The sequence below is a fragment of the Cupriavidus sp. genome (assembly GCF_057315035.1).
Window position 1 is genome coordinate 530,733 of sequence record NZ_DBHKYV010000001.1, and the last position, 19,475, is coordinate 550,207.

The window sequence follows — 19,475 nt, forward strand, 5'->3', positions numbered from 1 at the left end:
GTTTCTTCAGCGGGCGCGGGTCAGGCGTGACGTGGCGCAGCGGCGATGGTGTGGGACGCAACGGGCGGCATGCTGGCCAGCAGCGGTGCGAGATCCAGGTACTGGGCGGCCACGGCCGGCGCAACCTGCCAGGGCAGTTCGCCCAGCATCGGCGCGTCGAGCGCATCCTGCAGCGTGACAATGTTCTCGGTGGGCAGCAGCATGTCCGGATCGATCCGGTTGGCAATCCAGCCGGCCAGCTTCAGGCCGCGCGCGCGCACCGCTTCAGCGGTCAGCATCGCGTGGCTCAGGCAGCCGAGGCGCACGCCCACCACCATGATCACGGGCAGGTCCAGCATCACGGCCAGGTCGGCGGTATTCCAGCGCACGGCGCCCACGTCGAGCGGCACCACAAAGCCGCCCACCCCCTCTACCACCACGGCGTCGGCCTTGCGGCACAGCGCGTCGAATGCCTCACGGATCGGCCCACGCGTAATGCGCTCGCCTTCCAGCGCGGCCGCCAGATGCGGCGACGCCGGCGTGCGGAAGAAGAACGGGCACATCTCTTCTTGCGGCACGATCACCGAGCCTGCGGCACGCAACTGGTCGACATCGTCGTTCTGCCAGCGGTCGTCGAGCCATTCCCCGCCAGCAGCCACCGGCTTCATGCCGAGTGTGCTGTAGCCGGCGTCATGCAGCGCATGCAACAGCGTGGCCGTGGCGTGGGTCTTGCCCACGCCAGTGTCCGTTCCGGTGACGAAGCACGCGAAGCGATCGGGCTTGTTCTCGATCATGCGGCCTCCCGCTGCAGTTGCGGCATGGCGCGGGCAATGGCGTCGAGCAGGCACGCCACGTCCTGCGCGGTATGCGATGCAGACAGCGTGATGCGCAGCCGCGCGGTGCCTGCCGGCACCGTAGGCGGCCGGATCGCGCCCACACGGATGCCATCGGCTTCCAGCGCCGCGGACAGCGCCAGCGCAGCAGCGTTGTCGCCAATGATCAGCGGCTGGATCGCGGTATCGCTCGCGCCCAGCGTCCAGCCCGCCTGCGCGGCCAGTGCGCCGAGCCCTTCACGCAATTGCGCGATCAGGTCGGACAGGTGGGCGCGGCGGACGCGCCCCTCTTCACCGGCAATGATCTCCAGGCTTGTCAGCAGAGCATGCGCCACGGCCGGCGGTGCCGCCGTGGTGTAGATGTACGGACGCGCGGTATTCACCAGATGCTCGATGATCGTTTCATGCGCGGCCACGAAGGCGCCCGCCACACCGGCGGCCTTGCCCAGCGTGCCGATATAGACCAGCCGCTCCGACCTCAGCCCCAGGTGCTCCAGCACGCCGTGGCCGTTCTGGCCAAGCACGCCAAAGCCATGCGCATCATCGACGATGATCCAGGCATCGTGGCGCTCGGCCAGTGCCAGCAGTTCTGCCAGCGGTGCGATATCGCCGTCCATGCTGAACACGCTGTCGGTGACGATCAGCTTCAGCTCGCGATTGCTGGCCTGCAGCAGCGCGTCAAGCGCGGCGGTGTCGCCATGCGGATAACGTTGCACATCGGCCTTGGCCAACCGCGCGCCGTCGATCAGCGACGCATGATTGAGCGTTTCGCAGAACAGCGTTGCATCCGCGGTGCCAAGCGAAGTCAGCACGGCCAGGTTCGCCATATAGCCAGTGCAGAAGTACAGTGCGCCGGCTTGCGGGATATACGGTGCCAGCCACCGCGCGAGTTCATGCTCGAGCTGGGCATGGGCCAGCGAATGGCCGCTGACGAGGTGCGAGGCGCCACTGCCCGCGCCATAGCGATGCGCTCCGTCGGCCAATGCATGGGCGATCGACTTGTGATCGGCCAGACCCAGGTAGTCATTGCTGCAGAAGGTCAGCAGCGGCGTTGGGGTACTGTCGATGGCGCCGACCGACTGGTGCGGCGCACAGGCGGAATGGGCAATGCGGCGGCGGCGGGTCAGGGCTTGCGCTTCGCGTGCGACGGCGGCGCGGTTCAGGTGTTCAAGCAGCATGGCGTGCCTCCTGCGTCGGTTGGGCGGGTGCCAGTACTGCCTGCAGCGTGACCAGCAATTGCTCGCCGAGCCAGTTGGCCAGCGCGGCGTCGAAAACGTAGGGCGGCATCACGTACAGCGTATTGCCGATGGGCCGAACCAGCACGCCATGTTCGCGTGCTGCAAGGTGGAAGCGCGCGGCAAAGTCGGGGCCGGCGGCTTGCGGGTCGATGTCGGCGGCCCAGATCATGCCGCGCTGGCGCACGTTGCCCACACGTGGATCGGTGGCAATGCCTGCCATCGCATCGGCCAGCCATTGCGCACGCTCGCGGTTGCGGACCAGCACGTCGTCGGCCGCAAACAGGTCCAGCGTGGCCAGTGCCGCGCGGCACGCCAGCGGGTTGCCCGTGTACGAATGCGAATGCAGGAAGCTGCGGGCGATATCGTCGGCGACGAAGGCGCGCTGGATTTCCGGACGCGACAACACCAGCGACAGCGGCAGGTAGCCGCCGGTAATGCCCTTGGACAGGCACAGGAAGTCGGGCCATGCATGCGCAGGCACGGGTTCGCCGTCGCGTGCCTGCTCCCATGCGAAAAACGTACCGGTGCGGCCGCAACCGACGGCGATCTCGTCGGCAATCAGGTGCACACGATAGCGATCGCACAGTGCGCGCGCGCCTTCAAGGTACGACGGATCGTACATCGCCATGCCGGCCGCGCCCTGCACCAGCGGCTCGACGATCAACGCGGCAATCTGCCCGGCGCGATCGCGCAGCAGTGCTTCGAGATCCAGCAGCGCGCGCGCCGCCACGTCGGCAGCGGTCTCGCCACGGCGTGCCTGACGCGCATCGGGCGACATCACCACATGGGCGCGGCGCGTCAGTGGGTCGTAGGCATCGCGGAAGATTTCCACGTCGGTCACGGCCAGCGCGCCGACCGTTTCGCCGTGATAGCCATGACGCAGGCACACGAACTCGCGCTTGGCCGACAGGCCCGTGTTGCGCCAGTAGTGGAAGCTCATCTTGAGCGCGATCTCGACCGCCGACGCACCGTCGGACGCGTAGAACGCATGGCCCAGCGCGCCGCCGGTCAGCGCGGACAGCCGCTCGGCCAGTTCGACGGCCGGAGCATGCGTGCAACCCGCCAGCATCACGTGTTCGAGCGTGCCCAGCTGTGCGGTGAGCGCGGCATTGATGGCGGGGTTGGCGTGGCCAAACAGGTTGACCCACCAGGAACTGATGGCATCGAAATAGCGCTTGCCGTCGGTGTCGATCAGCCACGGCCCTGCGCCGCTGGCAATGGCCAGCGGGGGCTCGTTGGCACTCGCATCTGGGCGCAGGCGCGTGCACGGATGCCAGACGGCGCGCTGGCTGCGCGCCGCAAGCGTCGTGTCATCGCCTGCCGGATTGGGGACAGGATGTGTCAAGGGGACCCTCCTTTGATTGCCATGCCCGTCCATGCCAGGGCCGAGGCGCGCTGGTACTGCGGACGGATTGGGGAGGCTCATGTTAGGAAGGTCCTTGTTATCTTGGCAAATCAGGCCGGACTGATGCTTTGACTGCGGGTTGCGCGAATTTGCGCGAAGTTAGGGGTTATGGTGCTGCACGTGGCACTTTGGCGATGGTTACTTCCGCTAACTCGTTAATAAAAAAACTCGTCGCATTGGATGCGCTGGCCCTCTCCCCCGGCCCCTCTCCCGCATGCGGGAGCGGGGAGCGAACCGTGGGGAGCGAAACAATCGTTACTGCACTTTCCATGATGGCGGGCGCTTTTCCAGGAACGAGCGCACGCCTTCGCGCCCTTCGTCGGAGGCGCGGATTGCCGCGATCCGGTTGGCGGTATCGGCCAGCAAGTCGTTGTCGATGTCACGCCCGGCCACTTCCTGCACCAGCCGCTTGCTCTCGCGCACGGCGTTCGGGCTGTTGCCGACCAACGTGGCCGCGATCTCGGCCACCTTCTCGTCCAGCCCCTGCGGCGGCACCACCGCATGCACGAAACCCAGGCGCAGGGCTTCCGCCGCGTCGAAGCGTTCGGCCGTAATGAAGTACCGGCGCGCGGCCTGCTCTCCCATCGCGCGAATCACATAGGGACTGATCGTGGCCGGCAGCAGGCCCAGCTTCGCTTCGGACAGGCAGAAGTTGGCCGATGCCGATGCCACCGCGATATCGCATGCGGCCACCAGACCCACGCCACCGGCATAGGTGTCGCCTTGCACGCGCGCGATGACCGGCTTGGGGCACACCCAGATCGTGTGCAGCATCTGCGCCAGTGTCAGCGCGTCGGCGCGGTTCTCGTCGTCCGAGTAACCGGCCATCTTCTTCATCCAGTTCAGGTCGGCACCGGCGCAGAACGCCGGCCCGTTGCCGGTCAGCACGATCGCGCGCACGTCCGGGGTATCGCCAAGCGCCCGGAATGCTCCGGTCAGTTCCGCGATGACGGTTTCATTGAAGGCATTGCGCACATCGGGCCGGTTCAGCGTGACCGTTGCGATATGGCGTTCCGCCGTAACCGTAAGCGTGGTGAATTGCATGTCTCCTCCGTGATCGGATCGTTATCAGGATGCCTGGCCGGCGGTTTTGGTCCTGGCCGGAATTTCATCGAACGGCAACCCCAGACTGCGGAAGAACGCGCCGACTTCAGGCAACCACAGCGCCACGCCTGCGCGGTTGCTGAACAGCCGGTGCGAGTCGCCGTCGAATTCGCCAATGTCGACGAAGCGCGCGTCAGTCGCGGCGCCGCTGGCATTGGCCTTGTAGTTGTTGAACATCCGCTCGGGCAACGGCCACGGCCAGTAGCTGTCGTTGTCACCGTAGATCCACAGCGACGGATAGCGCGCGCCGCGCCCATAGTCCCCGAAGGCATCGATCAGGTTGTTCTCCCAGCCCAGGCAGTTGTCATTGCGCAGCCCTCCTGCGAAATTGACCACGCCGACCACGCCGGGATAACCGATCGTTGACAGCGCCATCGTCGACAACCCCCCATGCGACTGGCCAAGCACCACGATGCGCGTGGGGTCGATGTAAGGCTGCTGCACCAGGTAGTCCAGCGCCGCGATCACATCCTCGGCCTGCATCATGCCGTTGCCGCGCACATCGCAACTGCCACCCACGTACACGCCGCCCGATTTCGAGAAGCCCTGCCGCATCGGCAGTGCCACCGCATAACCGCGCCGCAGGAATTCGGCGGTCTGCGCCGCGAAGCGTGCACGCCCCTGGAATGCGGGCTTGCCCGGTGACTTGCCATGGTTGATCACCACCAGCGGGAACGGACCGTCGCCGGCCGGCCGGAAAATCGTGGTTTCAAGATCCACGGTAGCTGCCGCGCCAACCTTGGGCACCATCACGACCTGCTCGACCGATTGCGCCGGCAGCGTCGCCTGGGCGATCGCCGGGCCACACCAGGCTATGCAGGCCAGCGCGGCCACAACGCCGCAGACGGTGGAAACAACACGCGACATGACAACAACCAACCCTTCAACAAAAAAAACTACATGCGGAAAACGCCAAACTTCATGTCGCCGATCGGCGCATTGAGGCTGGCGGACAAACCAAGGCCCAGCACGGTACGCGTTTGCGCGGGGTCGATGACGCCATCGTCCCAGAGCCGCGCACTCGCATAGTATGGATGGCCCTGGCGTTCATACTGGTCGCGGATCGGCGACTTGAATGCTTCTTCCTCGTCGGCACTCCACTGGCCACCCTTGCCCTCGATGCCGTCGCGGCGCACCGTGGCCAGCACGCTGGCCGCCTGCTCGCCACCCATCACCGAGATTCGCGCGTTCGGCCACATCCACAGGAAACGCGGCGAATAGGCCCGGCCGCACATGCCGTAGTTGCCGGCGCCGAACGAGCCGCCAATGATCACCGTGAACTTCGGCACCTGGGCCGTCGCCACCGCCGTCACCATCTTGGCGCCATTGCGCGCGATGCCTTCGTTCTCGTACTTGCGGCCCACCATGAACCCGGTGATGTTCTGCAGGAACACCAGCGGAATCTTGCGCTGGCAGCACAGCTCAATAAAGTGCGCGCCCTTCAGCGCCGACTCCGAGAACAGGATGCCGTTGTTGGCAATGATGCCTACCGGGTAGCCCCAGATCCGCGCGAAGCCGCACACCAGCGTGGTGCCGTAGCGCGCCTTGAATTCGTCGAACTCGGAACCGTCGACAATGCGCGCGATCACCTCGCGCACGTCGTACGGCTTGCGCGTATCGGTGGGAATCACGCCATACAGTTCCTCCACCGGATACAGCGGCTCGGCAGGTTCGTGCAGGCGGATCTGGTCCGGCTTGCGGCGGTTCAAATGCTGGACGATGTTACGGGCCAGCGACAGCGCGTGATGGTCGTTTTGCGCAAAGTAGTCGGCCACGCCGGACAGCCGCGTATGCACATCGGCGCCGCCCAGGTCTTCGGCGCTGACTTCCTCGCCGGTCGCCGCCTTCACCAGCGGCGGACCACCCAGGAAGATCGTGCCCTGGTTCTTGACGATGATCGACTCGTCGCTCATCGCCGGCACATAGGCACCACCGGCGGTACACGAACCCATCACCACGGCGATCTGCGGAATGCCGCGTGCCGACAGGTTGGCCTGGTTGTAGAAGATGCGGCCGAAGTGGTCGCGATCGGGAAACACATCGTCCTGGTTCGGCAGGTTCGCGCCACCCGAATCGACCAGGTAAATGCATGGCAGATTGTTCTGCTCGGCGATCTCCTGCGCGCGCACATGCTTCTTGACCGTCAACGGGTAGTAGGTGCCGCCCTTGACCGTGGCGTCGTTGCAGACGATCACGCACTCCTGCCCGGCCACGCGGCCGATGCCGGTGATGATGCCCGCGCCGGGGGCCGCATCGTCATACATGTCGTATGCGGCCAGTTGCGACAGTTCCAGGAAAGGCGTGCCCGGATCCAGCAGTTGCTGCACGCGCTCGCGCGGCAGCAGCTTGCCGCGCGACAGGTGCTTGTTGCGCGCCTCCTCGCCGCCGCCTTCGGCCAGTTTCGCGATCTTCTGCCTGAGGTCGTCCACCAGCGCCTGCATCGTCTCCGCATTGGCCTTGAACGATTCCGAGCGAGCATTCAGTTTGGTTTCCAGCGTGGGCATGTCTCTTCCTGTTGTGTCCTCGTTGCGCCTGCCTTGCCTTGCTAACCTGCGACGCCTGCCTGCGTCATTCCGCTTCCTTCAACTCGCCGTCGACGTACAGCCAGCGTGCCGTAGTGGCCGGCTCTCGCGGCTCGAATACAAAGCGGCTCAGTTCTTCCATCCGGTGTGCGCGGCCGCCCACCTTGTAGCGCGCCACGAAGGCCACCGTGGCATGCGTGTCATCCTGCTGCGCGTGCGACTTCACCGTCAATCCCAGCCAGCGCGTGTCCCGGTCGACCGACAGGTCCTGCGGGCAGGTCGACACATGCCATGTCTGGCGCAGCCAGCCTTCATCTCCCAGCACGTACGCGCTGTAGCGCGAGCGCATCAGCGCTTCGGCGGTGCCCGGCATGGCCTCGCCGCGGTGAAAGCGGCCACAGCACGAGGCATAGGCCCCGTTGCCGCACGGACACGCTTGCGCGGTCGAGCCGGATGAACGCTTTTTCGTCATGCGATCAGCTCCGGCAATTCACGCATGTCGGTAAAGATCGTGCGTACGCCAACCGCACGCAGCTCGTCGGTGTCGTTGCGCGCCGCATAGCCGAACACGGTCATGCCCGCGGCTACACCGGCCGTGGCGCCGGTCGGGCTGTCCTCGACCACCGCGCAGCGCGACGGGTCCACGCCCATCGTGCGCGCCGCCAGCAGGTAGACGTCGGGCGCGGGCTTGCTGTGCTCGACCTCGGTCGCCGTAAAGATGTGCTCACGCGCATCGTCGTCGGTGAACAGGTCGATCAGGTCGGTATGCTTGAGCTGCAGCTTGACCTTGATGCGGTCCGCACCGGAAGCCACGCAAACTGGCAGGCCACGCGCCTTGATTGCCTCGATCGCCTCGCGGATATGCGGCACCGCTTCCAGTTCCTCGATCAGCGCGGCATCGCGCCGTACGAACCATTCGGACAGGAAGTTGCGCGGCAACGGCTTGCCGAGACGCGCCTCGATATTGCCAAGCTCGTCGCGCACCGCGCGGCCGAGGAACCATTTCTGCGATTCCTCGAGCGAGATGTCGATGCCAAGCTCGTTGAGCACGCGGTTCAGCACGCGATGGACGATCGGCTCGCTGTCGACGAGTACCCCATCGCAGTCGAAAATCACGCAATCGAAACGTGCGGCCTGGTTTGCTGCGGTCATGCGGGTTTCTTTTCCTTGTTGATGTCATTGCCGCCGACGGCGCGCAGTTCAGTCTGCCGCCGGCCCTTCAGGTGAGCCTCGACCTGCGCGAAGCGGTCGAAGCCCCAGAACGGTTCGCCATCGATGATGACGAACGGTGAGCCGAATACACCCTTGGCCATCGCCACGTCGATCTCGGCCTTGAGCTGGTCCTTGATCTGGTAGCTCGTGGCCCCTTCGTTCATCGCGATCGGATCGATGCCGAGCGCCTCGGCCAGCTTGGCCAGTTCAGCCGGCTCGGCGATATTGATGTCATCGACGAACAGCGCGCGATACACGGCCTTGGCGAATGCCGTGGCCACATCGGCACCGCGGTGGTTCTGCAACCAGAGCACCGCGCGCGCGGCATGCTGCGTAGGCAGCGGAAAATGCGTCGGGCGCTTGTACTCGATGTCGTGGAACTCTGCGGTACGTTCGAAATCGCGCCAGCAGTATTCCCCCTTGAGCGGAATCGACGGCAGCGGCGACGAGCCCGTGGTCTTGAAGACCACGCCGAGCAGGATCGGATGCCACATCACGCCACGCCCGTACTTCTGGGCGATATCGTCGATGCGCGTACTGGCGAAGTATCCGTAGGGCGAGGAGAAATCGAAGTAGAAGTCGATGGGGGCGGTCATCGCAGAAAGCTCCGGTTCGGATGCGGGACAACGGTTGCGGAAAGGACGTCTGGAAATCTATCCAAGTGCGCGGGCGATCAGGATCTTCTGGATATCGCTGGTGCCTTCGTAGATCTGGCACACGCGCACATCACGATAGATCCGTTCGACCGGGAAATCGTTCACATAACCATAGCCACCGAACACCTGGATGGCATCCGAGCATACCTGCTCGGCCATCTCGCTGGCGAACAGCTTGGCCATTGCCGCTTCCTTCAGGCATGGCCGGCCGGCATCCTTGAGCGCTGCCGCGTGCCAGACCATCTGGCGTGCCACGTCGATCCGCGTCGCCATGTCGGCCAGCCGGAACTGCACGGCCTGGTGCTGGAACAGCGGCTGGCCAAAGCTCTCGCGTTCCTTGGCATAAGCCAGCGCGGCATCGAACGCGGCACGTGCCATGCCGATGCTCTGCGACGCGATGCCGATACGGCCGCCTTCCAGCCCCGACAGCGCCATCTTGTAGCCGGCACCCTCTTCGCCCAGCAGGCAGTCGGCCGGAATGCGGCAATCCTCGAACACGATCTGCGCGGTGTCCGACGAATGCTGGCCAAGCTTGTCCTCCAGGCGTGCGACGATATAACCCGGGGTCGAGGTCGGCACCAGGAATGCGCTGATACCGCGCTTGCCGGCCGCCTTGTCGGTGACCGCCATCACGATCGCCACATCGGCATGCTTGCCACTGGTGATGAACTGCTTCACGCCGTTGAGCACGTAGTGGTCGCCATCGCGCGTAGCCGTGGTGCGCAGCGCCGAGGCATCGGAACCCACATGCGGCTCGGTCAGGCAGAACGCGCCAAGCATCTCGCCGCGCGCCAGCGGCACCAGCCATTTCTGCTGCTGCGCTTCGTTGGCGAACGCCATCAGCATGCTGCATACCGGGCAGTTGTTGACGCTGATGACGGTCGACGTTCCGCCATCGCCGGCCGCGATTTCCTCAAGAATCAGCGCCAGCGACAGATAGTCGAGCCCCGCGCCACCCAGTTCCTCGGGCACCGCCACGCCGTACGCGCCGAGGCGCGCCAGTTCCTTGTGCACATCCTTGGGAAACGTCTTGTCGCGATCCCATTGCGCCGCCTGCGGCGCGATGACGTCTTGCGCAAACTGGCGCACGGCGTCGCGGATCATTTCCTGCTCGGGGGTCAGCAGCATGGCGTCAGGTCTTTACCAGGGGATGGGCGTGCCATCGTAGTTGTGGAAGCTGCCGTTGTCGTTGCGTGTCAGGCCAGCCAGGGTGCGGCGCATGCCGGTCACGCTCTGCTGCGGCGTGAGATCGGCCTTCGGGCCGCCCATATCGGTCTGCACCCAGCCCGGATGCAGTGCCACGCAGATCGCATGATGCGCGTCGAGCGAAACCGCCTTGAGTGCAGCGTTGGCCGCAGCCTTGCTCACGCGATACATCCAGCTACGGTTGCTGTCCATCGTGCCGATGCTGCCCATGCGCGACGACAGCACGGCCAGCACACCGCCCCGGCCGTGATTGCCGGCTTCGACGAATGGCAGCACCAGCGGTAACGCCATCATCGGTCCCAGCACGTTGGTATGCATCACGGCGTCGAAATCCTGCTGCGTGATCGGCTGCGCGCCTTCTGAGCGCGGACCGATCACGCCTGCGTTGTAGATTGCCACGTCGAAGGTCTCGCCATCGAGCTTCCAGCCCAGCCCCGCTACCGCGCCGGCATCGGTCAGGTCGACCTGGTGCGCTTCGGCACCGAGCGCCTTGAGCGCGGCCACGCCTTCGTCGCTACGCGCGGCGGCAATCACGCGCCAGCCATCGGCGCGATACTGCCGGACGAATTCGAGGCCAAGGCCGCGCGAGGCACCGAGGACGAGAGCTGTTGGCATGGCAAGGTTCCTTTTTGTTGTTGCCGTTCTTGCTGGTTGTTTCTTGTTGTCAGACGATTTCGATACCGACCGCGGTGGCTTCGCCGCCGCCAATGCACAGGCTGGCCACGCCGCGCTTGCCGCCGGTCTTGCGTAGTGCGCCAATCAACGTGGCCATGATGCGCGCGCCCGAGGCACCGATAGGGTGACCCAGCGCACACGCACCGCCATGAATGTTGACCTTCTCGTGCGGAATCTTGAGATCGTGCATCGCCGCCATCGGCACCACCGCAAATGCTTCGTTGATCTCGAACAGGTCGACGCTATCGCTGTTCCAGTCGAGCTTGCGGTAGAGCTTGGCGATCGCATCCACCGGTGCGGTGGCAAACCAGCCCGGCGCCTGGGCGTGCGAGGTATGGCCCAGCATGCGCGCCACCGGCATCAGGCCCAGCGCCCTGGCTTTGGATTCGCGCATCATCACCAGCGCGGCCGCGCCGTCATTGATCGACGACGACGATGCGGCGGTGATGGTGCCGTCCTTCGCAAACGCGGGCTTCAGCGACGGGATCTTGTCGACCTTGATGCGGCGCGGGCCCTCATCGGTATCGATGACCGTGTCGCCGCCCTTGCCCGACACCGTGACCGGCGCAATCTCCCAGCGGAAATCGCCGGCCTCGGTGGCGCGTTGCGCGCGGCGTACCGATTCCATCGCGAACGCGTCCTGCTGTTCGCGCGTGAACTGGTACTTGGCCGCGCAGTCCTCGCCAAACGTGCCCATGGAGCGGCCCTTGTCGTAGGCATCTTCCAGGCCGTCCAGCATCATGTGGTCATAGATCATGCCGTGGCCGATGCGATAACCGCCGCGTCCTTTCGGAATCAGGTACGGCGCATTGGTCATGCTTTCCATGCCGCCGGCCACCGCGATCTCGAACGAGCCTGCCAGCAACCCGTCATACACGCTCATCGCGGCGCGCATGCCCGAGCCGCACATCTTGTTGACCGTGGTACAGGCCACGTCGATCGGCAGGCCGGCGCCCAGCGCGGCCTGCCGTGCCGGTGCCTGGCCCTGCCCTGCCGGCAGCACGCAGCCGAACACCACTTCCTGCACCTGCTCCGGCTTGAGACCGGCACGCTCGACCGCCGCGCGGATTGCCGTGGCGCCAAGCTGCGGCGCCGTCAGACTGCTCAGTTCGCTTTGAAACGCCCCCATCGGGGTACGTGCCACGGAAACGATAACGATCGGATCTTGTTGCATGTCTGGGTCTCCTGTGAAGCAGGCTTGGGCTTCAGTGGTGGTATTCAGCGAATCGAGGCCTGGGGCGGATCGCCATACTGGCGCAGCGCCGCGGCAATCTGCTCCTGCAGTTCGTCGTTGTTGCTGGCCGCCATGCCGAGGTCGCGCAGCAGGCCGTCGGACACGCCGTAGACCCAGCCATGCACGGTCACGGCCTGGCCACGCGCCCAGGCGTCCTGCAGCACCGTGGTCTGGCAAACATTGTTGACCTGTTCGATCACGTTCAGCTCGCACAGTCGCGTATGCGCATCGTCCTCGCGCAGCACGGTACCGAGGTAGGCCGAATGCTTGTCGGCCACGTCCTGCACGTGACGCAGCCAGTTGTCGGCCAGGCCCACGCGCTGGCGCTTGAGCGCCACCTTCACGCCGCCGCAGCCATAGTGGCCGACCACGGTGATATGGCGCACCTTGAGCACGTCCACCGCGAATTGCAGCACCGACAGCGCGTTCAGGTCGCTATGCGAGATCACGTTGGCGATATTGCGGTGGACGAAGACCTCGCCCGGCGCCAGGCCCAGGATCTGGTTAGCGGGCACGCGCGAATCGGAGCAACCGATCCACAGGTATTCCGGTGCCTGCTGGTTGGCCAGGCGCGTAAAGAATGCGGGGTCTTCCGCGTTGACGCGGTCTACCCATTCGCGGTTGTTGCGGAACAGCTGGGCAATGGCATCACTCATGCTGCCCTCCTTGAGTCATTGGTTGAACCGGGGCCTGCGTCTGCACCGTAGCGGTGGCTGAAGCGATCTTGAGTCTGATAGGCAAAAAAGTCATGAACATGGCCGGCCAGCAGCCGGTCTTTGTGGTGCTGCCACATGGCGGCGTCAAAGAAATCGGGATGGTGCCGCAAGAATGCGGCGCGCACGCGTGGATCCCCGAGCAGGAACGTGCGATACGTCTCCGGGAAGATGTCGTGCGGACGTACGGTGTACCACACCTCGCCCGACATTTCCTCTTCCTCATTGCGCGGCTCGGGTACGCGCCGGATATTGCAATCGGTCAGGTATTCGATCTCGTCGTAGTCGTAGAACACCACGCGACCGTGGCGCGTGACGCCAAAATTCTTGTAGAGCATGTCACCCGGGAAAATATTCGCGGCGATCAGCTCCTTGATGGCATTGCCATACTCGAGGATGCCGTGGTCCACCTGCTCGTCGGTGCCTTCCTGCAGCCAGATGTTCAGTGGCGTCATGCGGCGCTCGATATAGACATGGCGGACCACGATCTCGTCCATGCCGTCCTTGCCGCGCTGGTATTCGACCATCGACGGCGCATGCTGTTCCAGCTCGCGCACCAGTGCCTCGTCGAAACGCGACAACGGGAACGCCACGTCCGAGTATTCGAGCGTATCGGCCATGCGTCCCACGCGGTCATGCTGCTTGACGAGCTGGTACTTCGACTCCACCAGTTCGCGCGTGGTTTCCTTGGGCGGCGGAAACGCGTCGCGAATCACCTTGAACACGTACGGGAACGACGGCAGCGTGAACACCAGCATCACCAGGCCCTTGATGCCGGGCGCGCTGATGAACCGGTCCGACGAATGCTGCAGGTGATGCAGGAAATCGCGGTAGAACAGGTTCTTGCCCTGCTTCTGCAAACCCAGCGACGCGTAGATCTCGGCGCGCGCCTTGCGCGGCAGCAGGTCGCGCAGGAAGGTGACATAGGCCGACGGAATCTCCATATCGACCATGAAGTACGCATGCGCGAACGAGAACAGGATCAGCAGTTGCTCGGGACGCAGCAGCACGGTGTCGAGCACGAGCTTGCCTGACGCACCATGGATGACCGGGATCACCATCGGCCAGGTCTGGTCGCCATTCAGCACGCGGCCGATGATGAACGCCGACTTGTTGCGGAAGAACAGCGACGACAGCGTGTGCACCTGGAAATTGGGCGCAATGCGGAATTCGCCGGCGTGCTCGGTAATGGCCCGCAGTACAAAACCGATATCGCGCTTCAGGTCCTCGAACGGCACGTCCAGCTGGAAGTTGTGGACGATCCGCTCGAAGCACGCCGCCATGCCTTGCCGGCTGCCCGGATAGTAGGCGCGGTAGGTGGGCCGCATCGGCGATTCCTCGTTCTCGATGTACTCGGTCGAGATCGCCGGGCGCACGAAGATGAAATCGTTGTTGAAGTACGAACGGTGCAGGATCCGCGTGCAGACCGAATTGAAAAACGTCTCGGCCAGTTCGGGCTGGTGATGGTTGGTCAGCAGGCCGATGTAATGCAGCTTGATCTGCTGCCAGATGCCGTCGTCGATATGTTCGGCGTCATATTCGTCCTGTAGCAGCACCACGGTTTCATGCACGCGCTCGTTGTAGAACGCGATGCGGTCGCGCTGCAGCTTCTGCAGGCCATGCCAGTCCCCGGCCTCGAAGCGTGTCTTCGCGGCCAGGCTGGCTTCGCGGAACAGCCGGTAATGCTTGTCGAACCCATCCAGCATGGTGCGAGCCACATCGTAGGCAATCTGCGAGGAGAGCAGCTTGGGGAAGTGGGACATGACTCGAAGGTTCTGGACGGGCGGGCGGCTGCAATCAGGATTGTAAGGGTGTTCGGTACTTACCAGCGGGTAGTACCGAACATCTCCGGCGTCAGTTCTGTACTTACATGGTCTCGGCAAACAGTTCGCGGCCAATCAGCATGCGGCGGATCTCCGAGGTGCCGGCGCCAATCTCGTACAGCTTGGCGTCGCGCCACAGGCGTCCGGCCGGATACTCGTTGATATAGCCGTTGCCGCCCAGGATCTGCACCGACTCCCCGGCCATCCAGGTTGCCTTCTCGGCGGTGTAGAGAATCACGGCCGCGCAATCCTTGCGCACCTGGCGCACATGGTCGGTACCCAGCGCATCCAGGTTCTTGCCAACCGTGTACAGGTAGCTGCGCGCAGCCTGCAACGTGGTGTACATATCGGCCACCTTGCCCTGGATCAGCTGGAATTCGCCAATGCTCTGGCCAAACTGCTTGCGGTCGTGGATGTAGGGAGTCACCACGTCCATGCAGGCCTGCATGATGCCGACCGGGCCACCCGACAGCACCGCGCGCTCATAGTCGAGCCCGCTCATCAGTACCTTGGCGCCGCCATTCTCGGCACCGAGGATGTTCTCGACCGGGACTTCCACGTCCTGGAACACCAGTTCGCCGGTGTGCGAGCCGCGCATGCCGAGCTTGTCGAGCTTCTGCGCCACCGAAAAGCCCTTCATGCCTTTTTCGACGATAAAGGCCGTCATGCCGCGCGCGCCCAGGTCGGGCTCGGTCTTGGCATACACCACCAGAACATCGCAATCGGGGCCGTTGGTGATCCACATCTTGGTGCCGTTCAGCACATAGCGGTCACCCTTGAAGTCGGCGCGCAGCTTCATGCTGACCACGTCCGATCCGGCGTTCGGCTCGCTCATGGCCAGCGCGCCAATCCACTCGCCCGACACCAGCTTCGGCAGGTATTTGGCCTTCTGCGCTGCCGAGCCGTTGCGGTGCAGCTGGTTCACGCACAGGTTCGAATGGGCGCCGTATGACAGGCCGACCGATGCCGACGCACGACTGATTTCCTCCATCGCCACCATATGGGCCAGGTAGCCCATATTGGCACCGCCGTATTCCTCGGCCACCGTGATGCCCAGCACGCCGAGGTCGCCCATCTTCTTCCATGCGTCCATCGGGAACTGGTCGGTACGGTCGATTTCTCCGGCGCGCGGCGCCAGCTCGGCCTGCGCCCAGTTGCGCACCGATTCGCGCAGCATCTCGATGTCTTCGCCAAGGTCGAATTTCAGGCCGGGAAGCTCAGTCATGGTCGTGTCTCCTGTGTCGGCCGCCTCGGTTGGCGGGCGGCGCGCGGTTCGGTATCGATCTGTCCAGCTATTGTATTGACGTTTACGTAAACGTCAATTGGGTCTGATACGGTGCGGCCTTGTCGATGATTCAGGCCATATGGGTCTTGCTTCCACCATGATGCGTCGCCAACAGCATCTTGCAATGGCGCTCATGCTGGTCGATTTCCGCCAATTGCGCCTGCAGGTCTTCCAGCTGCCGTTCAAGGGCGCCGCGATGCTCCGACAACAGGTGTAGAAAGCGTTCGAGTTGCGGTGCGGTATCGCGCGGCGATTCGTAAAGATCCAGAATCTCGCGGATTTCACTGAGAGTAAGCCCTAACCTTTTACCGCGCAGCGTGAGCTTCAGGCGTGTCCGCTCACGGCCGTTGTAGACGCGCTTGCGGCCGCTGGGCCCTTCGCGGTCGGGCGACAGCAAACCCTGGTCTTCATAGAAGCGGATCGCGCGCGGCGTAATCTCGAATTCGCGCGCAAGATCGGTAATCGTGTAGGTGGCGGAAGTTGGCTGGGCCGACATGGGCGTCCCCGAAAAAAGTGAACGGTCGTTCGTGCATTCGTTGCGCAATCAACTTTTTCGTCTAAGATGACGAACGTGACCCGCAAATTGACGTTAACGTTAGCGTCAACTGGGCCGCCTGACAATCGACAATAAAGAGCGCCACCAGAGGCGCCGGCTTTCCAACGAGACAAACCCCATGAACGCACTCGAACATCAACTCCAGTATCCGTTTGGCGAAGACATGCCGGACCCGGGCAACCGCAAGGAAGTGGCGCCGGGCGTGTACTGGCTGCGCATGCCGCTGCCCTTTGCGCTGGACCATATCAACCTGTGGCTGCTGCGCGACCGCATCGATGGCCGCGACGGCTGGACCATTGTCGATTGCGGCATCACCAACGACACGATCAAGGCCCATTGGGAAACCATCTTCGCCAGGGAACTGGAAGGGCTGCCCGTGCTGCGCGTGCTGGTCACCCATTGCCACCCCGACCACGTCGGGCTGGCCCACTGGCTCTGCAAGCATTGGGACGTACGGCTCTGGATGAGCCTGGGCGACTATATGTCGGCACGCGTGATGGCGGGCGGCTCGGGCGTGGGATCGAATGCCGGCGGCGACTTCGCGGCCAGCCACTTTGCGCGCCACGGTCTGACCGACCCCGACAACCTTGAAAAGCTGCGCGCGCGCAAGAGCTACTACCCGTCGCTGGTACCGGACCTGCCTACGCAATATCGCCGCCTGATGGATGGCGACACGGTGGCCATCGGCGCCGACCCGGCATCGGCTTCGTGGCGCGTGATCACGGGGTACGGCCATGCGCCCGAGCATGTGGCGCTCTACAACGCCGCCACCAACGTTCTGATCTCTGGCGACATGGTGTTGCCGCGCATTTCGACCAATGTCAGCGTGTTCGACATGGAGCCCGAGGCCAACCCGCTGCAGCTCTATCTTGATTCACTCGGCAAATACGAGCCGCTGCCCGACGACGTGCTGGTGCTGCCTTCGCACGGCCGGCCGTTCCGGAATATGCATACCCGGATTCGCCAGTTGCGCGAGCACCATGTCGACCGCCTAGCCGAGACGCTGGCAGCCTGCGCCGAAAAGCCCTGCAACGCGTTCGACATCGTCGGCGTGATCTTCCGCCGCCAGTTCGATATCCACCAGCTGACGTTCGCGATTGGCGAGGCATTGGCGCACCTGCATGCGCTATGGCATCGCGGGGAACTGGTGCGACATTGTGGCGACGATGGGGTGATCCGGTTTACGAAGGCACCGTAGTCCTTCACGCGCCGGCCCTCTCCCCCGCCCCTCTCCCGCCATGCGGGAGAGGGGAGACCACAATCGGTCAAATTCCGGCCGTCGCCAGTTCTCTCAGATACCGCACCCCGGCCACCGCGCGGCTGCCGTACCACGACAGCATCTCGCCATCCACCAGCAACACCGGCTTGCCGATCTGGCGTTCCAGCGCATCGGCGTGATCCTCGGTAAAGCGGTACGGTTCGGTGGAAAGCAGCACGGCATCGAGCTCGCGTACCAGCGCATCGCTCCACCGAAACGATGGGTAGCGCTCTCCCTGCGCATTCGGACGGCTGCAGTCGCCATCGACACAGGCTTCCAGCACATCGTCCGGCCACGTCGTCCAGTTCACCAAGGCGAGCATCTGGCTGATATAGGTGGCGCGCGAAACCGTCATCCACGGGTCCTGCCAGATCGCGTACAGCACGCGACGCGTGGGCCAGCGTTGCGAACGTAGCGCATCGAGCGCGCTGCGCAGATCATTGGCAAGTCTTTCCGCTTCGGCCTGCCGGCCGAAGATGCCGCCAAGCAGTTCATAGAGCGCGAAGTTGTCATCGGGCCGGCATGGATGCGTGACGATCACGTGCGGAACGAAGCTGCGTATCTGATCAACGGCCTCACGGCGGTTTTCGTCGATATTGACGATCACGTGGGTCGGCGCCAGCGCATGCAATTTCTCCAGGTTCACGTCCTTGGTGCCACCCACCTTCGCCACGGCCCGCACCGCTGGCTCGGGATGAATGCAGAAGCCGGTGCGTGCGACCATGCGATCGGCCAGGTTCAGGTCGAACAACAACTCGGTAATCGAAGGCACCAGCGAAGCAATACGCACCGTGCCGGATGCAACGTCGTGTTCCTGTCCGAGCGCGTCGGTCCACATCACGCGCTCCGCGAACGGCGCGGCTTGCGCGGTGCGCGCCGGAACAATGCGTCGTAAAGCCAGCGCGGCAGTACGTGCAGCACTGATGCCACCATGCCCATCTGCCATGGAATCACCGCAAAGCGCGTACCTGCCGCAATCTTGCGCACCGCCTTGCGCGCGAACACGTCGGCGTCCATCAGGAATGGCATCTTGTACGGATTGTGCTCGGTCATCGGCGTGCGGATATAGCCCGGAGTAATCGTGACCACGCGAATCCGCTCGCGCGACTGTTCGAGCCGCAGGCTTTCCAGCAATTTGATCACCGCAGACTTCGACGCGCTATACGCGCCGCCGCCGGGCAGGCCACGAATCCCGGCCACGCTGGCAATGCCGACCAGCGTGCCACGCCAGCCATCGCGCCCGGGTGCCTGCCGGCGCATCGGGTCCAGGAACGGCTGGAACGTGGTCAACGTGCCATACCAGTTGGTGTCCATGACCGCGCGGAACACTTCAAGGTCCTCGCGCTCGCTGGCCACCGTGCCTACCGAGATGCCCGCATTGGCGACCACTACGTCCGGACACCCGACATGGGCCAGGAAATCGGCTGCGGCGGCGCCCATCGCATCGGCATCACGCACATCGACGGCATAGATGCGCACGGTAGCGGGATTCGGCAGGCTATCGGCAAAGGCGCGCAAGGCGTCCTCGCGCCGTCCAACGAGGCCCAGCACGGCGCCCTGTTCCGCATACGCACGAGCCAGCGCCTGGCCAATGCCGCTCGACGCGCCGGTAAGAAAGATTTTTTGAGGTTGCATGGCCGTGAATATACCCCCGGTTCGCTCCCCTCTCCCGCCCGCGGGAGAGGGGCTGGGGGAGAGGGCCGGCGCGTCAAAATGCCGCAGGCTCCAAAGCAAAACAGCCCGGCGCATCCCTGCACCGGGCTGTTCAAGCATCAG

19 protein-coding genes are annotated in these 19,475 nt (G+C 64.2%); 1 reads left to right on the plus strand and 18 read right to left on the minus strand.

Features of this window, described 5'->3' with window-relative positions:
• Window positions 1–20: 20 nt before the first annotated feature.
• The 16 genes from bioD to ACO550_RS02605 form a co-directional block, all read right to left on the minus strand.
• Complete coding sequence (gene bioD, locus ACO550_RS02530; RefSeq protein ID WP_315593398.1) at window positions 21–773, minus strand: dethiobiotin synthase; 753 nt, start codon at window positions 771–773, stop codon at window positions 21–23.
• Window positions 770–1,990 carry an 8-amino-7-oxononanoate synthase gene (bioF, locus tag ACO550_RS02535; RefSeq protein ID WP_315593399.1) on the minus strand — a complete coding sequence of 407 codons (1,221 nt, stop codon included), beginning with the start codon at window positions 1,988–1,990 and terminating at the stop codon, window positions 770–772. The genes bioD and bioF overlap by 4 nt, the downstream gene beginning before the upstream one ends.
• Entirely contained in the window at window positions 1,980–3,395 is a 1,416-nt protein-coding gene (bioA, locus tag ACO550_RS02540; protein ID WP_485994079.1) for an adenosylmethionine--8-amino-7-oxononanoate transaminase, read from the minus strand. Before bioA ends, bioF begins: the two co-directional genes overlap by 11 nt.
• 315 nt (window positions 3,396–3,710) lie before the next feature.
• Window positions 3,711–4,499 (minus strand): enoyl-CoA hydratase-related protein, encoded by a 789-nt coding sequence (locus ACO550_RS02545; protein WP_315593401.1) that lies wholly within the window; start codon window positions 4,497–4,499, stop codon window positions 3,711–3,713.
• Between the two features lie 24 nt (window positions 4,500–4,523).
• Complete coding sequence (locus tag ACO550_RS02550; protein ID WP_315593402.1) at window positions 4,524–5,426, minus strand: dienelactone hydrolase family protein; 903 nt, start codon at window positions 5,424–5,426, stop codon at window positions 4,524–4,526.
• A gap of 29 nt (window positions 5,427–5,455) precedes the next feature.
• Complete coding sequence (locus ACO550_RS02555; RefSeq protein WP_315593403.1) at window positions 5,456–7,063, minus strand: carboxyl transferase domain-containing protein; 1,608 nt, start codon at window positions 7,061–7,063, stop codon at window positions 5,456–5,458.
• Window positions 7,064–7,127: 64 nt separating this feature from the next.
• Window positions 7,128–7,553: a YchJ family metal-binding protein gene (locus tag ACO550_RS02560; RefSeq protein ID WP_315593404.1), complete on the minus strand. Its 426-nt coding sequence runs from the start codon at window positions 7,551–7,553 to the stop codon at window positions 7,128–7,130.
• Entirely contained in the window at window positions 7,550–8,233 is a 684-nt protein-coding gene (locus ACO550_RS02565; protein WP_315593405.1) for an HAD family phosphatase, read from the minus strand. The genes ACO550_RS02560 and ACO550_RS02565 overlap by 4 nt, the downstream gene beginning before the upstream one ends.
• Window positions 8,230–8,889 carry a DsbA family protein gene (locus tag ACO550_RS02570; RefSeq protein WP_315593406.1) on the minus strand — a complete coding sequence of 220 codons (660 nt, stop codon included), beginning with the start codon at window positions 8,887–8,889 and terminating at the stop codon, window positions 8,230–8,232. Before ACO550_RS02570 ends, ACO550_RS02565 begins: the two co-directional genes overlap by 4 nt.
• A 57-nt stretch (window positions 8,890–8,946) precedes the next feature.
• Entirely contained in the window at window positions 8,947–10,077 is a 1,131-nt protein-coding gene (locus ACO550_RS02575; protein ID WP_315593407.1) for an acyl-CoA dehydrogenase family protein, read from the minus strand.
• Window positions 10,078–10,089: 12 nt separating this feature from the next.
• A complete protein-coding gene (locus tag ACO550_RS02580) occupies window positions 10,090–10,770 on the minus strand; it encodes an SDR family oxidoreductase (protein ID WP_315593408.1) in 681 nt (226 codons plus the stop codon).
• 49 nt (window positions 10,771–10,819) lie between these two features.
• Entirely contained in the window at window positions 10,820–12,004 is a 1,185-nt protein-coding gene (locus ACO550_RS02585; protein WP_315593409.1) for an acetyl-CoA C-acetyltransferase, read from the minus strand.
• Between the two features lie 44 nt (window positions 12,005–12,048).
• Window positions 12,049–12,720, minus strand: a complete 672-nt coding sequence (gene can / locus ACO550_RS02590; RefSeq protein WP_315593410.1) for a carbonate dehydratase — start codon at window positions 12,718–12,720, stop codon at window positions 12,049–12,051.
• Window positions 12,717–14,540: a bifunctional isocitrate dehydrogenase kinase/phosphatase gene (gene aceK / locus ACO550_RS02595; RefSeq protein ID WP_315593411.1), complete on the minus strand. Its 1,824-nt coding sequence runs from the start codon at window positions 14,538–14,540 to the stop codon at window positions 12,717–12,719. Before aceK ends, can begins: the two co-directional genes overlap by 4 nt.
• Before the next feature lie 103 nt (window positions 14,541–14,643).
• Window positions 14,644–15,825 carry an acyl-CoA dehydrogenase family protein gene (locus tag ACO550_RS02600; RefSeq protein WP_315593412.1) on the minus strand — a complete coding sequence of 394 codons (1,182 nt, stop codon included), beginning with the start codon at window positions 15,823–15,825 and terminating at the stop codon, window positions 14,644–14,646.
• Window positions 15,826–15,955: 130 nt separating this feature from the next.
• Entirely contained in the window at window positions 15,956–16,381 is a 426-nt protein-coding gene (locus ACO550_RS02605) for a MerR family DNA-binding transcriptional regulator (protein ID WP_315593413.1), read from the minus strand.
• A gap of 178 nt (window positions 16,382–16,559) precedes the next feature.
• Between ACO550_RS02605 and ACO550_RS02610 the strand changes: the two genes are divergently transcribed.
• Entirely contained in the window at window positions 16,560–17,639 is a 1,080-nt protein-coding gene (locus ACO550_RS02610; RefSeq protein WP_315593414.1) for an MBL fold metallo-hydrolase, read from the plus strand.
• Window positions 17,640–17,706: 67 nt separating this feature from the next.
• Here the strand turns inward: ACO550_RS02610 and ACO550_RS02615 are convergent, their stop codons facing one another.
• Window positions 17,707–18,537 carry a helical backbone metal receptor gene (locus ACO550_RS02615; protein ID WP_315593415.1) on the minus strand — a complete coding sequence of 277 codons (831 nt, stop codon included), beginning with the start codon at window positions 18,535–18,537 and terminating at the stop codon, window positions 17,707–17,709.
• Complete coding sequence (locus ACO550_RS02620) at window positions 18,537–19,334, minus strand: SDR family oxidoreductase (protein WP_315593416.1); 798 nt, start codon at window positions 19,332–19,334, stop codon at window positions 18,537–18,539. Before ACO550_RS02620 ends, ACO550_RS02615 begins: the two co-directional genes overlap by 1 nt.
• Window positions 19,335–19,475 lie beyond the last annotated feature (141 nt).